Genomic DNA, 17,288 nt, shown 5'->3' with positions numbered 1-17,288 from the left:
ATTAAAACAATATAAATGACTAATATTCAATTCATTGCCAAGTCTGTACAGACTGCACCGATTAACATTCAAAACACGGTAAAATTATTAGAGGAAGATTGTACGATTCCGTTTATTTCCCGTTACCGAAAAGATACAACCGGAAACCTGGATGAAGTTGTAATTGAACAAATTGCGAAACTTCAAAAAGAGTACGAAACGATTGTAAAACGTAAAGAAGCCGTTCTAAAATCAATAGAGGAGCAAAAGGCGCTTACACCAGATTTGAAACAAAAAATAGAACAAAGTTTTGATTTGCAGGAAATTGAAGACTTTTACCTTCCCTACAAAAAGAAGAAAAAAACAAAAGCCGATGTGGCGCGTGAATTTGGTTTAGAACCATTGGCGAAAATTATCATGTCGGAAAGTAATGTTGATGTCGATTTTATTTCAACGCAATACATCAATGAAAATGTAATTAATGAAGAAGCCGCAATGCAAGGCGCACGCGATATTGTCGCCGAATGGATCAACGAGAATATTTACGTTCGTAAACAGTTGAGAAGATTGTTTCAAAGAAAAGCAACTATCGGAACTAAAGTTGTAAAAAAGAAAGCTGAAGAAGAAGGAGCACAAAAATTCAGTCAGTATTTTGATTGGGAAGAGCCTTTGACAAAAGCACCATCACACCGTTTATTAGCGATGCTTCGTGCTGAAAACGAAGGTTTTGTGAAGATGAAAGTTGATGTTGATTTGGATGAAGCTTATGATGTTATTGACGAAATTATTATTAAAAAACAAAATAGCACAACAGCACATTTGCAGTTAGCGATTGAAGACAGTTATAAAAGATTACTGAATCCTGCGATTGGAAATGAAACTTTACAGGAAGCAAAAGCAAAAGCTGATGCGAATTCGATTCAGGTTTTTGCCAACAACTTAGGACAGTTATTATTGGCTCCGCCGTTGGGAGAAAAACGAATTTTAGCAATCGATCCAGGATTCAGAAGTGGTTGTAAAGTAGTTTGTCTGGATGAAAAAGGGGATTTATTATACAACGAAACCATTTATCCGCATGCACCTCAAAATGAGGAAGCAATGGCAATCAAGAAAATCCGTTCAATGGTAAATGCGTATCAAATTGATGCGATTTCTATTGGAAATGGAACCGCTTCGAGAGAAACGGAATTCTTCATCAAGAAAATCGCGTTCGACAAACCGTTGCAGGTTTTTATTGTTTCAGAGGCAGGAGCTTCGGTTTATTCGGCATCAAAAATTGCTCGTGAAGAATTTCCTAATTATGATGTTACGGTTCGTGGATCGGTTTCAATCGGAAGACGACTTTCAGATCCTTTGGCCGAATTGGTTAAAATCGACCCGAAAGCGATCGGCGTAGGCCAATATCAGCACGATGTTGATCAAACGAAACTAAAAGAAGAATTGGATAATACGGTAATTCGCTGCGTAAACTCGGTTGGAATCAATATCAACACCGCAAGTAAACATTTACTAAGTTACGTGAGTGGAATAGGAGAGAAGCTTGCCGAAAACATCGTTCAGTATCGCTCAGAAAATGGTCCGTTTGAAGATAGAAAACAGTTGAAAAAAGTACCTCGCTTAGGCGACAAGGCCTATCAGCAAGGTGCGGCTTTTATCCGAATTTCGAATGCTAAAAATCCTTTGGATAATTCGGCAGTACACCCGGAAGCTTATCCGGTTGTGGAGAAAATGGCAAAAGATTTGAAACTTTCGGTAAACGACTTAATTGCAAACAAAGAGAAAACAGCGCTTATTAAAGCCGAAAACTATATTACACCTGAAATTGGTTTGCTTACGCTAAAAGACATCATTAAAGAACTTGAAAAGCCAGGACTAGATCCGAGAAAGTCTGCCAAGGTTTTTGAATTTGATGCAAATGTAAAATCGATCAAGGATTTAAGAACCGGAATGATTTTACCGGGAATTGTGAATAACATTACCAACTTTGGTTGTTTTGTTGATATCGGAATTAAGGAAAGTGGACTGGTTCACATTTCTCAATTAAAAGCGGGATTCGTAAGCGATGTCAATGAAGTTGTAAAATTGCATCAGCATGTTGATGTGAAAGTTACTGAAGTTGATGAAGACAGAAAGAGAATTCAATTAACGATGGTATTATAAATACAAAAAAGTCCCGAAATTTCGGGACTTTTTTTATGGTTGTATTTCTTTAAAAACTATTTTTTAATTACTTTTTTGATAGTTTTTCCATTGTCGTTTGAAATTTCAAACAGATAAACTCCTGAAGCTAAATGTGAAATATTTATAGTATTTGATGTTGTTTTTAATTCTTTTAAAAGAATAAATTGACCATTTACATCTAATATTTTCAATTTGGCATTATCTAAAGTATTTAATTCAATTGTTACGAAATCCGTTGTTGGATTTGGATATAATTTTAAAGAATTTTCTAAATCGAAATCTTTCGTTCCAAGCGTTTTAACTTCATAACACGTACTTGTTGCTGTACAGCCGTTTTTAGTAATTTCGACTGCGTAACTGCCTGTTTTTTTAGGTGTAAAAGAAATTTTATTTTCGTTTAGAATTGGAGTAAAGGTTCCGTTATTACATTCAAGCCATCTGTATAGTGCTCCGGATTCAACAACAGTTAGTATACCTACATTGTTTGTAACAGTTGCATCAATGCCTTTTACCGTGACAATTTGAGTTGCGGTTGCGATATTGTTACTAGCATCTTTTATCGTCCAGATTACTGTTGTATTTCCTAATGGAAAAGCTACAGGAGCATCGTTTGTTACAGAAGCTACAGAACAATTGTCAGCAGTAACTGGAGTTCCTAATACAACATTTGTTGCCGTACAGTTTGTGTTTGTACTTACAGTTATTGCAGTTGGAGCAATTATAATTGGTAAAGTTGCATCTTTTACTGTCACGATTTGAGTTGCAGTTGCAGTATTGTTACTTGCATCTTTTACCGTCCAGGTTACGGTTGTATTTCCTAAAGGGAAAATAGCAGGGGCATTGTTAATAACTGAAGCCACTGAACAATTGTCAGCCGTAACAGGATTACCTAAAATAACACCTATTGCCTTACAACCGCTAGTAGTGTTTACAGTCATATTAGTAGGCGCAATAATTGTAGGATTTTCAGTATCTGCGATTGTAGTTATGCTGAAATTCTCTGTGAGTGTTGTTAAATCGGCATCTGTGATTTTACAAGAATAATAACCAGCAACTAATCCTGTAATTTTAGATGTTGTTGCTCCATTAGACCAGAGATAAGTATATGGCGTTTTTCCTCCAGAAACAGATACAGAAGCATATCCTTCAACGAGTCCCGAACAGTATGCATTAGCTTTTGATTGTGTAACAATTAATGGTGAGGCAATATAATTTTCTGCTACACCGATTAAAAAGGCTGACCGATTATTTCCTCGATATGCAGTAAAGTCACCACCAATTAGCAATTCATCATTTGGTTGTAATAATATTGAATAGATACCTGCATTTTTATTATTATTATTGAAAAATGTAATTCCTGTGCCAAAACCGTTGTCTTTACTTCCGTCTGTATTTAAACGGACTAAATTATTTTGAGTTAGTGCTTGAGAACTATAAGAATAATTACCAACAATTATTTTCCCGTCATTTTGTAGGACTATAGAATAAACGAAGTGATCTTGAAACGTAAGTCCTATATCAAAGGAATTGTCTTTACTTCCATCTGCATTTAAACGAATTAAACTGTTTTGACTTATTCCCTGATAACTTGAATAGGCACCTCCTACTAGTATTTTTTCATCTTGTTGTAAAGTTATAGAATAAATATTGCTACTAAATCCAGACCCTATATCAAAAGAAGTGTCTTTGGTTCCATCTGCATTTAAACGAATTAAATTTTCTTGATCCAAACTTCTGAACATTTCAAAGTTTCCTCCCACCAGTATTTTTCCATCGGATTGTAATACTATTGTTTTGACTACGTCTACAGCGTCAGCCATACGATTATAAAATCCAGACCCTATATCAAAAGAAGTGTCTTTGGTTCCGTCTGTGTTTAAACGAATCAAATAATTCTGAGAAATTCCTTGATATTTTCTAAAATTACCGCCTACTATTATTTTACCGTCAGGTTGTATAGTTATAAAATTAACTGTATTGTCAAATCCTATACCCACATTAAAGGAGGAATCTTTAGTTCCATCGGTATTTAAACGAATTAAGCAATTTTGAGCAGTTTCTTGGTATTTATTAAATTTACCGCCTACTATTATTTTACCATCGTTTTGTAATGCTATAGAATTAACAGAACCATTGAATCCAGATCCAATAGAAAAGGAGTTATCTTTACTTTTATCTGAATTGAGACGCATCAGATTATTTTGAGAAACTTCTTTATAGCTCGTAAAATTTCCACCTAATAATATTTTCCCATCGTTTTGTTTTACTATCGAAGTAACGGGAAAATTTAATCCAGTTCCAATGCTTAAAGACGAATCCTTAGTTCCATTGGTGTTTAAACGAGTTAAGTGTTTTTGAGTAATTTCTTGATTATTTGTAATATCCCATCCCACTAATAATTTTCCATCAGATTGAAGTGTTAAGGTTTTAGATTTAGTTGGGTCATTATTAAATTGAGTACCAATGTCGAAAGAGTTGTCCCTAGATCCATCTTTATTAATACGGATTAAGCCGTTTACACTAATTCCTTGATAGCTGCTAAAATTTCCCATAATAAATATTTTTTCATCAGACTGTATAGCTATTTTTCTTATCCCATAATGAATGTGACTTGGATTATTACTGGATATTTTATTAAAGCCGCTTTTAGCGTCGAAAGAAATATCTTTGCTTCCATCGGCATTTAAACGAATTAAACCATTTTCAGTAATTCCTTTATAACTGCTAAAAGTTCCGGCGACTATTATTTTACCATCAGATTGTAGCGCCATTGATTGAACATTATTATTTTCAAAACCATCTCTTCCTATGTCAAATGAAGTATCATGGCTTCCATCTGCATTTAAACGAATTAATTCATTTTGAGGATAGCTAAAATTTCCTTCTGCCAGTATTTTACCATCAGGCTGTACTATTAAAGATTCTACATATCTATAAGCACTAATTTGTGTTTTAAAGGAAATATCTATATCCCCATTTGAATTTAACCGAACCACACTTCTGATACCAGAGCCATTAAAGCTTTGAAACCCACCTCCAACTAGTATTTGACCATTGGGTTGTAGTGCTAAACAATATACTGTATCCGCTCCAGTTCCTATTTTAAATGAAGTGTCTCTGCTGCCATCAGTATTTAAACGAATTACACCTTGTTGAGCATCTCCCTGATATTTACTATATAAACCACATACTAATATCTTACCATCGGGTTGTAAAAGTATATTTTCAACATCATAGTCAAATCCAACCCCAATATCAAATGAACTGTCTTTGCTTCCATCAGTATTTAAACGAATCAATCTGTTTTGAATAGTTCCTTGATAGCAAGTAAATCGACCACCTACTAATATTTTACCGTCAGGTTGTTGCTTTACAACGGTAATATCATTATTAAATCCCGGATAAGTTCCAAAAGTTTGTGTTATTTCTGTTGTGTTTTGTGCAAATAGTATAACGGATTGTAAAAATAAAAATAAAAAGAGTAAAGGTTTTTTCATAAAAAAGATTTTCATCAAATATAGAAATATTTAAATACAACTTTTCTTATATAGAAATTTCTAAAACAAAAAAATCCCAAGCTACAATTGTAACTTGGGATTCTATAAATTTTAAAAGTTGTAATTATTATTTTACTTCTTCCTCTTCTTTTTTGGCAGCAGCAGGCTGGTCGTCTTTGGCAGCGTTTTTAAATTCCTTAATTCCGCTTCCTAAACCTTTCATTAATTCTGGAATTTTTTTACCTCCAAAAAGTAATAACACAATACCTACTATTACAAGGATTTCTGTAAGACCTAATCTTCCCATGATTGTATATTTAATGCCGAAGCAAATTGTTTTTCTAATTGTACCGCAAAGGTATATAGAAATATACGAACAAAAAGTGTTTTTGGATTAAAATATTTAGCCTTACCAACGTTAAATATTTTATAAAATCGTAAATTATGCAGATTCGATCAAATCCAGCCGGCATCAACAAGGCGATTAATTATTATATTTGCTCATATAAAGAACCGAAATGACCAAGAAGAAACATAATTTCAGAAGAAAATTATTCACCAAAAACCGACTGGTAATTTTGAATGAAGATACTTTTGAAGAAACGTTTTCGCTCAAACTCAATCTAATGAATGTTTTTGTTGTGTTGTCTTTAGGAAGTATATTCTTAATTTTAATTACCACTTTTATAATTGCTTTTACGCCTTTACGCGAGTTTATTCCGGGATATTCTTCTTCTAAATTAAAAAGAGACGCAACAAGATTGGCGATAAAATCAGATTCATTAGAAACAGCACTGAAGAAAAACGAAGCCTATATTCATGGAATTCAAAAAGTTTTAAGAGGAGAACTGGACTATGCAAAATTCAATAAGGATTCGATTTTAGCAGAAGTTGATGAACCTTCAGAAGTAAATATGAAAGCTACTGAAGAGGAAATGAAATTAAGAGAAGAGGTGGCAAAAATAGAGAAGGAGTCTGGCGAAAAAACGCCTGGTAAAAACAAAAGTGACAAGAAATAATAGTATAAAAAATGTCGATTAAATCTGTAGCAGCAAAATTATTTGCCAGCAAAATATATTATAAAACTCAGGCTTGGGCCAATAAACCAGTAGAAACACAACAAGAAGTTTTTAAAGGTTTAATAAATAGCGCAAAAGAAACTCAGTTCGGAGCTGATCATCATTTTGATAAAATAAAAACAGTTCACGATTTCAGGAAACGTGTTCCGATTCGCGATTACGAAGATCTAAAGCCTTATATCGACAAAGTTCGAATGGGCGAAAAGAATATTTTGTGGAAAGGAAAACCGCTTTATTTTGCGAAAACTTCAGGGACTACTTCGGGCGCAAAATATATTCCGCTGACGAAAGAATCAATGCCGTTTCATATTGAAGCTTCTAGAAATGCCATTCTGCATTATATATATGAAACCGGAAACGCTGATTTTGTAGACGGAAAAATGATTTTCCTTCAGGGAAGTCCAATTTTAGTTGAAAAATACGGAATTAAATTTGGAAGACTTTCCGGAATTGGAGCACATTTTGTTCCGAAATATCTCCAAAAAAACCGAATGCCATCCTGGGAAACCAATTGTATTGAAGATTGGGAAACTAAAATTGATGCTATTGTTGAAGAGACCATCGAACAGGATATGACTATTATTTCTGGTATTCCGTCTTGGGTTCAAATGTATTTTGAGCGTTTGCAGGAGAAAAGCGGTGGCAAAAAAATCAGCGAATTATTCAAAAACTTTAATTTGTTTATTTATGGCGGTGTGAATTACGAACCCTATCGCGCGAAGTTCGAAAACATGATTGGCAGAAAAGTCGATAGTATCGAATTGTTCCCGGCTTCTGAAGGATTTTTTGCTTATCAGGATTCTCAAAAAGCAAAAGGAATGCTGCTGTTATTGAATTCCGGAATTTTCTACGAGTTTATTAAAGCAGATGAATTTTTCGAACCAAATGCAAAAAGTTATACTATTGGAGAAGTTGAGGTTGGCGTAAATTATGCTTTAATCATTTCTACAAATGCAGGACTTTGGCGCTATAATATTGGTGATACAGTGCAGTTTACTTCTTTGTTTCCGCATCGTGTGATAGTTTCAGGCCGAATCAAACATTATATTTCTGCTTTTGGAGAACATGTTATTGCGAATGAAGTTGAAAATGCAATGAAAGAAGCCACTGCAGGAACCAAAATTGTTATCAACGAATTTACAGTAGCGCCACAAATAAATCCGTCAAGCGGATTACCGTATCATGAATGGTTTGTTGAATTTGAAAATGAACCTGAGAATATGGATGCTTTCGCCGAAGCAATTGATAATTCAATGCGAAAACAAAACATCTATTACGATGATTTGATTACCGGAAGTGTTTTGCGAAAAGTGGTGATAACCAAAGTTTCTAAAAACGGTTTTCAGGACTATATGAAATCACAGGGAAAATTAGGGGGGCAAAATAAAACGCCTAGATTATCTAATGATAGAAAGATTGCGGATAATTTGAAATAACTAAAGGACATTGGAAAATCATACCCCTTATGAAAAGATAAAAAATCGTGAATGTGACTTTATAGTTCAATATCGTTTTTTTTCTCCAGAACAAGGAGGAAGACCAATGGGAAACCCCATGCAGGGATATCGTTCTGATTTTATGTATTCTGGGGATGAAAAAGCCAGACAACAATGGATGATTTGGCCAGAATTTTTAGACCACGAAGACAATATAATTTTAGACAAATCAATACAAGTTCCAACTTCAGGAAAGGCAAAAATGTGGATATTAAATAAAGCAATTATAGAACTTCATAAAGGACGCATTAAAATTGGATTAAAAGCGTTTTTCATGGAAGGACGATATATAGCAGCAGAATGTGAAGTCATTCAAATTGTGAATCCTAATCTGAAATAAATGTTATAATTAAATCACATTTCTAGTTTTCAACTAAAATAATATTAATATTTCCTACTTTCGTTTGTAGAAAGTCAGAATGATCTTCAATATTTTGAAGATTTTTAAATTAAAAAAGCATGAAAGAAACCAAACATATATCAAGATCAAGAGCGCAGGAATCATCTGCGGCTATTGAGAGAATGTACATTACAATGCGTCACTTATTCAACCGAGGTTTTTATAAGCCAATGGGAGTTTCGGGTGATGGCTTGCGCGAATCATTACTAGCATTGCGTCCGGAAATTTACGGAAATATAGGCGAAGAAAAAGTAGAACTAAACGGACTTTTGTACGTTATAGAACGTCTTCCGATAGGAATTGAACAATGCCGTTTTATCAACTTAACTTCAGATGAAGGGTATTCGAAATCGCATTTTCAGGCCATTGTTCCGCCAAAAAGAAGAAGAAATTGTTATAGAATCGATGAAGAACAAATGAATGTTGAAATCACACGCGGACGTTCAGACATCTACGATATTTTGACGCATTTGACTTTTATTTTCATCGAATCACATAAAATTAAAAACAGAGTTTTATTAGATGATGGAGGGGAGGTTTCACGCGATTGGCTGAAACTGGAGCAAGCAGTAACGCAAACCAAAAAATTGGCTTTAATTGAAAAAGAAAAAGCAATCTCGCATGTTGCCAATATTTTAGGAAGAACATTTGAAGAGGTTTTAGATATTTACGATGCTTTCGGATCTGAGAATGCTCCGGATCGTTTCCTGCACGTTATTTATTGGTTAGGAAAATTAGCCATCGAAGAAGTAATCGAAAACAATAAAAGAACAATTACATTCAGTCCGGTTTTAAGAGAACGTTTAGGACACCACATTCACGGTGAAATCTGGGCAACCAACATCAAGGAGGTTTTAAAGACTAACAATCTTTTAAAGCGTCCAATTCACGTGATAAGTGCAAACATGCACAGTGTGATGAATTCGATTTTTGCAACACCTTTGTTGAAAACGAAATTCAAAGACAAGTCAGATTTCTTTATTTATGAAGAGTTGAGCAAATCTGGTGCAAAAGAGATTAGAGGTGTAGTTGAAGAATTAGCTTTAAAAAACGGAATGATTTCCTTACCTGATACATCAGGAACGAATATCGATGTTCAGATTTTTGACACAGCCAAAATTGACTGGGCAAAAACAGGATTTTCAAAAGCGGTTATTGAAGAAGCCGCACCAGTGATTATTGTAATGGATTATGCGTTTGGAGAACAAGCCTACGAAACAATCGATGAACTTTTGAAACCGTATAAAAAAGAAACGTTATTGAATGTTCAATCGGTTTCGATTATGGGAAAAGCCGGAATTTTGGAAGGCGGAAAAGGCGATATCATGATTCCGACAGCACATATCAACGAAGGAACCGCTGATAATTATTTCTTCGAAAATGAATTAACAGGCGCTATGTTTAAAGGAAACGACATTGCCGTTTTTGAAGGCGCGATGGTTACTGTTTTAGGAACATCATTACAAAACAGGGATTTGTTGAAATTTTTCCATGAATCAACCTGGGGTGTAATTGGTCTTGAAATGGAAGGTTCTTATTACCAAAAAGCGATTCAGTCGGCGTCAAAAATTAGAAAAAGTGTACCGCACGATATTAAGGTTCGTTATGCGTATTATGCCTCAGATAATCCTTTGGAAACCGGAAGTACACTAGCTTCAGGCGGATTAGGAACGACTGGTGTAAAACCAACCTATTTGATTACCATTAAAATTTTGGAACAAATTTTCAACGTAAAATAAAACAATAAATGAGTACAAAAGTACCCCAAAATTCAGATCAGGAAATAGATATTTTTCAGCTTTCAAGAAGCATAAACAGCTTTTTTGATCGTGTAAACAGTTCTATTTTTAGAGCAATTCAGTTTTTTATTCGAAACTGGATTGTGGTACTGGTTTTGGTTATACTTGGAGGTACGCTCGGATTTTATTTAGATTCCAGTAAAAAATCATATAACAACCAGATTGTTGTAACGCCAAATTTTGAGAGTGTTGATTATTTATATGCCAAAGTCGATTTGATACAGGCCAAAATTGTTTCCGGAGATGTAGATTTCCTTAGAAATACAGTTGGAATTGCAGATCCAAAAGCTATTCGAAAAATTGAAATCAAACCTATTGCAGATGTGTATAAATTTATAGAAGACAAAGAACAAAACTTTGAACTTATTAAATTAATGGCTGAGGTTGGCGAAGTCAAAAAGGTTTTAGAGGATAATGTTACGAGCAAAAATTACACTTATCATACTATTTCTTTTCTTTCAAATGGATTAGTAAACGAAAAAGAAGTTGTAGAACCTTTATTGAAATATTTGAATAATTCGGCTTATTTTAATTCAATTCAAAAGATAGGGTATAAAAACCTGGAACTTGAAATCGCTCAAAATGACACCATAATAGCTCAGATCGATCATGTTTTAAACGGACTTTCGAGTACTGCAAAAAACAGTACTAAAAACGATAAACTGGTTTATTACAGTGAGAATTTGCAGCTAAATGACATTATAAAAACGAAACAAAAGTTAGTTGCAGAACAAGGAAAAAACAGATTTAGATTAATAAGTTTTGATAAAACAATTAAAGATATTAATACAACTTTGAATATAAATGAAAATAAAACAGTCAACGGAAATTTTAAAATCTGGCTGCCAATTTTCTTTATTTTCCTTTTTGTTCTGGTGAGTCTGTTCCGTAAATTTTACCGTAAGCAACTCGCAATCTCACGTGCAAATCAACATTAAAACAATTGAAAACCAATTCTATCCTTGAGAGACTTTCACAAAATATATTTTTAAGGCAAAGTTTTAATACTTTGTTTTTAAGAATCTTAGGAGTTCTTTTGTTGTTTGGTTTTACTGTGTTTTTAACAAAATCCTATAGTCCGAAATTAGTCGGACAATATGACTTTGCCAGATCATTTCTTTTAGCTGTAGGAACGATTTGTTTGTTGGGATTTGATCAGTCCATATTATATTTTAAAGGAAAATTAGCAAGTCTCAATGCACTCGAAGAGCTGAAAAAAATCTATCTTAAGATGATCGCGATGCTTTTTATGACTTCTGTTTTGGGCCTGATTATAATTTTGGCGATAGATGAAAAAGTAATCAACACTTATTTTGATGATCCTGAAGTGTATTCTATCTTTTTAAAGGGAGCTGTAACGTTATTTTTTTACGGATTGTCAACTTTAAATGTTGAAGTTATCAGAGCTTTAGATAAGCTATATATTGCAGAATTATTTAGAAATGTCATCAAATATATTCCGCTGATTGTTGGTTCAATCGTTTTGTTTTATTGGCATAAAGAAACTTATTTGGTTGATGTATTTTTAATCGGATTTGTATTTCTTGCTCTAATTAGTACTATTTTAGTTTTTAGTTATTTCAATAAAACTAGCACGGTAAAAACGATTGAAGGGTTTTCGCATAAAGAAGTCTTCTTAAAATCCTATCCTATTGCAATTAGTGGTATGGCCCTGTTTTTATTAATGTGTTTTGATATTATGTTTCTGAAAAAATATCGAAATGATGAAACAGTTGCTTTTTATTCGGTTGGTGTCAAGTTGATGACGATTATTTCGGTTGTAATTTTAACTATAAATATTACAGTTTCAGCTAAAATTTCAGAATATTTTGCCGGCCAGAATAAGCCAGAATTAACAAAAATAGTACAGAACTGCGCCCGTTTAATTTTCGGAATTACACTTCCGGTAATTATTTCAATCAGCGTTTTTTCAGAATATATTTTATCTTTTTTTGGACATCAGTATGTGGCGGCCAAAGAAGCATTTTTAATTTTAGTTATCGGTCAGGGAATTTGTTCTGCGTTTGGTTCAGCATCTGTTTATTTGAATATGACAGGAAGACAACATATTTTTCAGATTATTTTGATTATTGCCGTTGTACTTAATTTTGTTTTAAATCGATTTTTAGTTCCGGACTACGGAATGACAGGTGCAGCGATTGCTTTTGTTTCGAGTTCTTTTTTTTGGAATGTTGCAGTAGCAGTAGTTGTTTATCAGAAAGATAAAATAAAAGTTTTTTTGAATTGATTGAGAAATGAAAGTACTGCAAGTAATTAATAATTTAGACACAGGAGGGGCTGAAAAGTTGCTTTTAGAAACAATTCCGCTTTATAATAAAAAAGGAATTGAAGTCGATCTATTGCTTCTAAACGGAAAAATGACTCCTTTTTTAGAAACTTTAAAAGGGATTAATTGCTGTAAAATTTATGCTGTAGGAACATCTGTTTATAATCCATTTCACGTTTTTAGAATGATTCCTTTTCTACAAAAGTATGATATTGCACATGTTCATTTATTTCCTTCTCAATATTGGATTGTGCTGGCTAAAATGCTTTCGTTCTCTAAAATAAAAATAGTTGTAACAGAGCATAGTACAACAAATCCTCGTATAGCCAATTACCTTTTGAGTATAATTGACCGGTTTATATATCAATTTTATGCTAAGATTATTTGTATTACAATCGATGTTTATCAAATCATAATCAAACATTTGAAGCAACAGAAATCTAAATGTGTAGTAATTCAAAATGGTGTTCAGTTGCAAAAGATTTATGATGCTCAGCCGTATACTAAAAAAATGGTTTCCAGTTTATTTACAGAACAGGATATTTTGTTAGTGCATATTGCGAGTTTTAATAAGCATAAGGATCAGAAAACAGCAATTAAAGCTTTAAAATATTTACCAGAAAATGTGAAGATTGTATTTGTTGGTGACGGACCTTTAAAAATAGATTGTGAAAACTTTGCAAAAGAACTTAAATTAATGGATAGAATTGTTTTTTTAGGAAACAGAACAGATGTACCAAGACTTTTAAAAACAGTAGATATTTCTATTCTAAGTACAAATGGCGAGGGATTTAGTTTAGTTGCTATTGAAAGTATGGCTGCCGGAATATCTTTTATTGGTTCAGATGTTCCGGGAATGATAAATGTAAAGGATGCCGGTATTTTGTTTGAAAAAGGAAATGCAGAGGAACTTGCTTTTTATATTAGAAAATTAATTGATGAAAAGGATTTTTACGAAAGTATGGTTAAATCAGGTAAGAGGCGCGCAGAACAATTTGATATTGAGTTTATGGTTGATAAACATATACTTTTGTACAAAACAATACTAGAATAATGAAAAGAATGGTCAACAAAAACACAATGGCATTTTGGCTGATTGCAGCTGCAAATCTTGTTGTGGCATTGTTATCTTTTTATATTTTACCCCCCCGTTTTTTTTATGATGCAGCTATTATTGTTTATGATAACTATAATGAAATAGGTTATTTTGGAAGTTATCCGCTTACAATTCTATTTTACAAAATCACATTTTTACGTTATTTACCGTTTCCATTAATTGCACTTTTACAGTTTCCAATTCTAATCTATATTTTATATAAAATTGGAATTCCCAAAGATTTCGAAAAACTAACGATAAAGAATGTTTTGGTTTATTTGGGAATTTTTATGATCGCCGTTTATATAGCGATGCCTTCGAAAGAATTTATTACATTCTTATATGTTGCACCAATAGTATTTATGTGTCGAAATAAACAGTTCTCATTTCGAAATACCATAATAATAACAGTTGGGTTATTACTGTTTTTTGGAGCTTTATACAGGCCTTATTTTGCTTTGATTCCTATTATAGCCGGAGGTATGTATTGGGTTAGTTTTATTAATTTTAAGAATAAAACCATAAGTACAATTTTTTATGGTCTATTGATAGTGTTTTTTTTATCGCTGAGTTACGGAATACTAAAAGGAGAATATTTTTCTGAAATGAGCCGTGAAGTTGTAAATAAAGCCCGATTAGGATCGTCTGATGCAAATTCAATAATTATTCCTCCGGTAAAACCAGATACCTGGTACGGAGAAATTATAGCTATTTTTTATGGATTTTTTTCAGTGAATGTTCCGGTAAACGGTTTAAAACACATTCTTTCTCCTCAAATTATTGTTTTCGTAATCTGGCAATTATTATTGTTTTATATTCTTTTAGTCCGATTCTCAAAATGTTTAAAAGAAAGGAAAAAATACAATTATGAACTTTTAATTATGTTTATTTTGTTTTCTTTTTTTATCCTCCAGGGTGTTTTTGAGCCTGATTTAGGATCATCAATTCGACATAAAATAGGCGTCTTTCCATTAATTTATTTTGCATTATATTATGAGTATTTCCGAAAAGAACTTCAATAAAATATTCCATTTTTTTTTGTGTCTGATCGCCGTTGCGATGATTTTCAGAAAGCCATGTTCAGTGCTGATTGTTTTGTTTGCTGTATTTAATTTGATTTTCGTTAGAAAACTAAAATACACTAAAACATCCTTGATTTTAGCGACTTGTATTGCATCACCAATTTTGATGGAGATATTGCTATTCTGGAACAATGATTCTTTTGCAAAAGGATTAAAAGCAATTGAAAAAAGTACTTCATTGTTAATTTTTGCTTTGTTTATTATTGGAAATTATCAACGGCTAAACTTTCTAAAATTAGTGCAGACTTATGTGATTGCGACAACGTTAATCATGTTATTTTTCTTCATCAGATTTAATATTATAGATGCTGAATTGATGAATAAATATTTAAACGGAATTCATTTGTGGGAAATGGGATATCAGTTTGCAAACAGCATTGGAATTCACGCTCCGGCATTGAATATGCATTTGGCTTTTGTGTCGGTTTGTGCACTGTATTTTATTTTTGAAAGTTTCAGAAATCATGAAAAAAAAGTACTTAAAAGGGGTCGCTTTATTGTTTTTTTACTGTCGTTTTTCTTTGTGCTTTTTGTGAATACCAGAATGGCGTTGATCAATGTTTTAGCCGGATTTTTGATTGTTTTCTTTTTCGAAATCAGATCAAAATTCAACACAAAAAAAATTGGTTTAACTGTTGCGGTGGTTGTTGTTTTATTAGGTGGAATTACATTTTTATTTGTTCAGAAAGATCCATACATGAAGGAAAAGTATTCGACAACAACATTTGCTTATATGGATAAAGTGGGAAAATTAGACGAAATCGATCATCCTGAAATAAAGGTTTTCAATTCACTGGTAACAAGGGTTTCGATCTGGAAATCGGCTTGGGAATTGTCTGTAAAAAATCTTCCTTTTGGAGTTGGGGCTTCAGATGGAAAACCAGAGTTAAACAAATATTATAAAGCAACCAATCAGCAATTTTTAGCCAAATATGAATTTCCAACACACAACCAATTTCTGGATTTTTTACTAAAATTTGGAATTCTGGGGCCGATAATCGTTTTTCTGTATATTTTCACTATTGGCTATTTAGGTTATGATTTGAAAAATGCAATGATTTTGTCATTTTTCTTAATTTTTTTCACCTCAAATCTAACCGATGATTTTTTACTCCGTTTTGATGGAATCGCCTTTAGCGGATTTTGGTTTTCTGTTTTCGGAAGCTATTGGCTACAGCAAAAACTTATTCTTGATAAAGCTCCAGAAGCTGTTTAAAGTTTTTATTTTTATCGAATAAATCCTGGCATCTTACGAAAGCATTTTTACCAAATTCTTCTCGGGTTTCTGGATCTTTTAATAGTGTAAAAAAGTTTTCCAATTCAGAAATATCAGTAAAAAGAAAGCCGGTTTTATTGTGTAGAACGGCATCTTTGTTTCCAATAATATTAGTAGCAATTACGGGTTTTTGCAATGCCATAGCTTCAAGAACAGCAATTGGCAGCCCTTCCCAAAGAGATATTTGCATGTAAATGTCAATGTTATTCAGTTCTTGTAAAACCGTTTTTCGATCTAAAATCCAGCCTGTAATTCTGATGTTTGGAGCTGTGATTAAAGGTCTTAATTCGCCATCTCCAATCCAGACAAAATTAAAATCCGGAAATTTTAAAGCAATTTGATTGAATGTTTGAGGATTCTTTTGGAAGGTAATTCTTCCCATTAGGCCAATCGTTAATTTTTCATTTTGATGAGGTGCAAGATGTTCGCGGACATTTTCAATATCAATCCCGTTTCGGACTAATTTGGCATGGCCAATTTCTCTGGCAATTTCAAGTTCTGTATCACCACAGGCAATAGTTGTTCCGCTAAAAATACGTTGAAAGGTTTTCTCAATTCGCCAATAGAAATTGGAGGTTGTGTTTGAAATATCAGTTCGTAAAAAGGAATAACCGTGTGGTGTATAAAAGAGTTTTGTTTTTTTGAATAAAAAAGAACAAGCAATGCGACCCAAAATGCCAGCTTTTGAGGAGTGAAGATGAACAACATCGGGATTTATTTTTCGAAGCGCCCTGGTTAAATTGATAGTTGATTTTAAATCCTGAACAGGAGAAAATTCCCGAACCATATTTATTTCAATTAAATTAACTCCATCTGAAAATTCAGATTTTATTTTAGCCGGATCGATTTCTTTTCGATTGCCACTGTAAATGATAGTGGTTTCTGTGTTTTTGTTTCTTTCAGTATCGTCAAAGTAAGTCGATAAATCACGAAAATAACTATAAACGCCGCCGCCCAGAGCTTCTATAATATGTACAACTTTCAAAACAGGGGATTTAATTAGGGGTAAAAATAGATAAATGTGTTTAGAAATTATCTAAAAACGTGAAACTTCTTTTAAGATATGATTTCAAGTCTAATTTAAAGGACGGATATTTTATTACATTTGTGCCTCTA

General features: G+C 33.0%; 13 protein-coding genes. 10 read left to right on the top strand and 3 right to left on the bottom strand.

Annotation, left to right across the window (positions count from 1 at the left end):
- Nucleotides 1-15: 15 nt before the first annotated feature.
- A complete protein-coding gene (locus Q7C23_RS02010) occupies nt 16-2,139 on the top strand; it encodes a Tex family protein (RefSeq protein WP_375030943.1) in 2,124 nt (707 codons plus the stop codon).
- Between the two features lie 56 nt (nt 2,140-2,195).
- On the opposite strand, the gene Q7C23_RS02005 is transcribed toward Q7C23_RS02010, so the two are convergent.
- Both Q7C23_RS02005 and Q7C23_RS02000 read right to left on the bottom strand, forming a co-directional pair.
- Nucleotides 2,196-5,657 (bottom strand): T9SS type A sorting domain-containing protein, encoded by a 3,462-nt coding sequence (locus tag Q7C23_RS02005; protein WP_375030942.1) that lies wholly within the window; start codon nt 5,655-5,657, stop codon nt 2,196-2,198.
- A gap of 127 nt (nt 5,658-5,784) precedes the next feature.
- Complete coding sequence (locus Q7C23_RS02000; protein ID WP_194656418.1) at nt 5,785-5,964, bottom strand: twin-arginine translocase TatA/TatE family subunit; 180 nt, start codon at nt 5,962-5,964, stop codon at nt 5,785-5,787.
- A gap of 211 nt (nt 5,965-6,175) precedes the next feature.
- Here Q7C23_RS02000 and Q7C23_RS01995 point away from each other — a divergent pair, with 211 nt between their 5' ends.
- The 9 genes from Q7C23_RS01995 to Q7C23_RS01955 all read left to right on the top strand — a co-directional run bounded on the left by Q7C23_RS01995 (nt 6,176) and on the right by Q7C23_RS01955 (nt 16,112).
- The gene (locus Q7C23_RS01995) at nt 6,176-6,676 is read left to right on the top strand and encodes a peptidase (protein ID WP_375030941.1); all 501 of its coding nucleotides are present in this window, start codon (nt 6,176-6,178) and stop codon (nt 6,674-6,676) included.
- Nucleotides 6,677-6,687: 11 nt separating this feature from the next.
- Nucleotides 6,688-8,172, top strand: coding sequence for a GH3 auxin-responsive promoter family protein (locus tag Q7C23_RS01990; protein ID WP_375030940.1), 1,485 nt, complete (start codon nt 6,688-6,690; stop codon nt 8,170-8,172).
- Between the two features lie 10 nt (nt 8,173-8,182).
- The gene (locus tag Q7C23_RS01985) at nt 8,183-8,572 is read left to right on the top strand and encodes a hypothetical protein (protein WP_375030939.1); all 390 of its coding nucleotides are present in this window, start codon (nt 8,183-8,185) and stop codon (nt 8,570-8,572) included.
- A 119-nt stretch (nt 8,573-8,691) separates the two neighbouring features.
- Nucleotides 8,692-10,371 (top strand): hypothetical protein, encoded by a 1,680-nt coding sequence (locus Q7C23_RS01980; RefSeq protein ID WP_375030938.1) that lies wholly within the window; start codon nt 8,692-8,694, stop codon nt 10,369-10,371.
- An 8-nt stretch (nt 10,372-10,379) separates the two neighbouring features.
- Nucleotides 10,380-11,369 carry a hypothetical protein gene (locus Q7C23_RS01975; protein WP_375030937.1) on the top strand — a complete coding sequence of 330 codons (990 nt, stop codon included), beginning with the start codon at nt 10,380-10,382 and terminating at the stop codon, nt 11,367-11,369.
- A gap of 5 nt (nt 11,370-11,374) precedes the next feature.
- On the top strand, nt 11,375-12,679 hold the full coding sequence (locus tag Q7C23_RS01970; RefSeq protein WP_375030936.1) for an MATE family efflux transporter: 1,305 nt from the start codon (nt 11,375-11,377) through the stop codon (nt 12,677-12,679).
- A gap of 7 nt (nt 12,680-12,686) precedes the next feature.
- The gene (locus tag Q7C23_RS01965) at nt 12,687-13,772 is read left to right on the top strand and encodes a glycosyltransferase (RefSeq protein ID WP_375030935.1); all 1,086 of its coding nucleotides are present in this window, start codon (nt 12,687-12,689) and stop codon (nt 13,770-13,772) included.
- On the top strand, nt 13,772-14,836 hold the full coding sequence (locus tag Q7C23_RS01960) for a hypothetical protein (RefSeq protein WP_375030934.1): 1,065 nt from the start codon (nt 13,772-13,774) through the stop codon (nt 14,834-14,836). The genes Q7C23_RS01965 and Q7C23_RS01960 overlap by 1 nt, the downstream gene beginning before the upstream one ends.
- Nucleotides 14,837-14,873: 37 nt before the next feature.
- Nucleotides 14,874-16,112, top strand: a complete 1,239-nt coding sequence (locus Q7C23_RS01955; protein ID WP_375030933.1) for an O-antigen ligase family protein — start codon at nt 14,874-14,876, stop codon at nt 16,110-16,112.
- On the opposite strand, the gene Q7C23_RS01950 is transcribed toward Q7C23_RS01955, so the two are convergent.
- Nucleotides 16,081-17,157, bottom strand: a complete 1,077-nt coding sequence (locus Q7C23_RS01950) for a glycosyltransferase (RefSeq protein WP_375030932.1) — start codon at nt 17,155-17,157, stop codon at nt 16,081-16,083. The two genes, Q7C23_RS01955 and Q7C23_RS01950, sit on opposite strands and share 32 nt — an antisense overlap.
- Nucleotides 17,158-17,288: the final 131 nt, after the last annotated feature.

Source organism: Flavobacterium sp. LAR06 (assembly GCF_041946075.1).
GTDB lineage: Bacteria > Bacteroidota > Bacteroidia > Flavobacteriales > Flavobacteriaceae > Flavobacterium.
The sequence above is the reverse complement of the archived record's forward strand: the minus strand, read 5'-3'. Positions and strand labels throughout refer to the sequence as shown.

Bases quoted from the DNA above. Each gene is read 5' to 3' on its own strand.
- Q7C23_RS01955 (WP_375030933.1), top strand. From the start codon at position 14,874: ATGATTTTCAGAAAGCCATGTTCAGTGCTGATTGTTTTGTTTGCTGTA.
- Q7C23_RS02010 (WP_375030943.1), top strand. From the start codon at position 16: ATGACTAATATTCAATTCATTGCCAAGTCTGTACAGACTGCACCGATT.
- Q7C23_RS01960 (WP_375030934.1), top strand. From the start codon at position 13,772: ATGAAAAGAATGGTCAACAAAAACACAATGGCATTTTGGCTGATTGCA.
- Q7C23_RS01995 (WP_375030941.1), top strand. From the start codon at position 6,176: ATGACCAAGAAGAAACATAATTTCAGAAGAAAATTATTCACCAAAAAC.
- Q7C23_RS01980 (WP_375030938.1), top strand. From the start codon at position 8,692: ATGAAAGAAACCAAACATATATCAAGATCAAGAGCGCAGGAATCATCT.
- Q7C23_RS02005 (WP_375030942.1), bottom strand. From the start codon at position 5,657: ATGAAAAAACCTTTACTCTTTTTATTTTTATTTTTACAATCCGTTATA.
- Q7C23_RS02000 (WP_194656418.1), bottom strand. From the start codon at position 5,964: ATGGGAAGATTAGGTCTTACAGAAATCCTTGTAATAGTAGGTATTGTG.
- Q7C23_RS01990 (WP_375030940.1), top strand. From the start codon at position 6,688: ATGTCGATTAAATCTGTAGCAGCAAAATTATTTGCCAGCAAAATATAT.
- Q7C23_RS01965 (WP_375030935.1), top strand. From the start codon at position 12,687: ATGAAAGTACTGCAAGTAATTAATAATTTAGACACAGGAGGGGCTGAA.
- Q7C23_RS01975 (WP_375030937.1), top strand. From the start codon at position 10,380: ATGAGTACAAAAGTACCCCAAAATTCAGATCAGGAAATAGATATTTTT.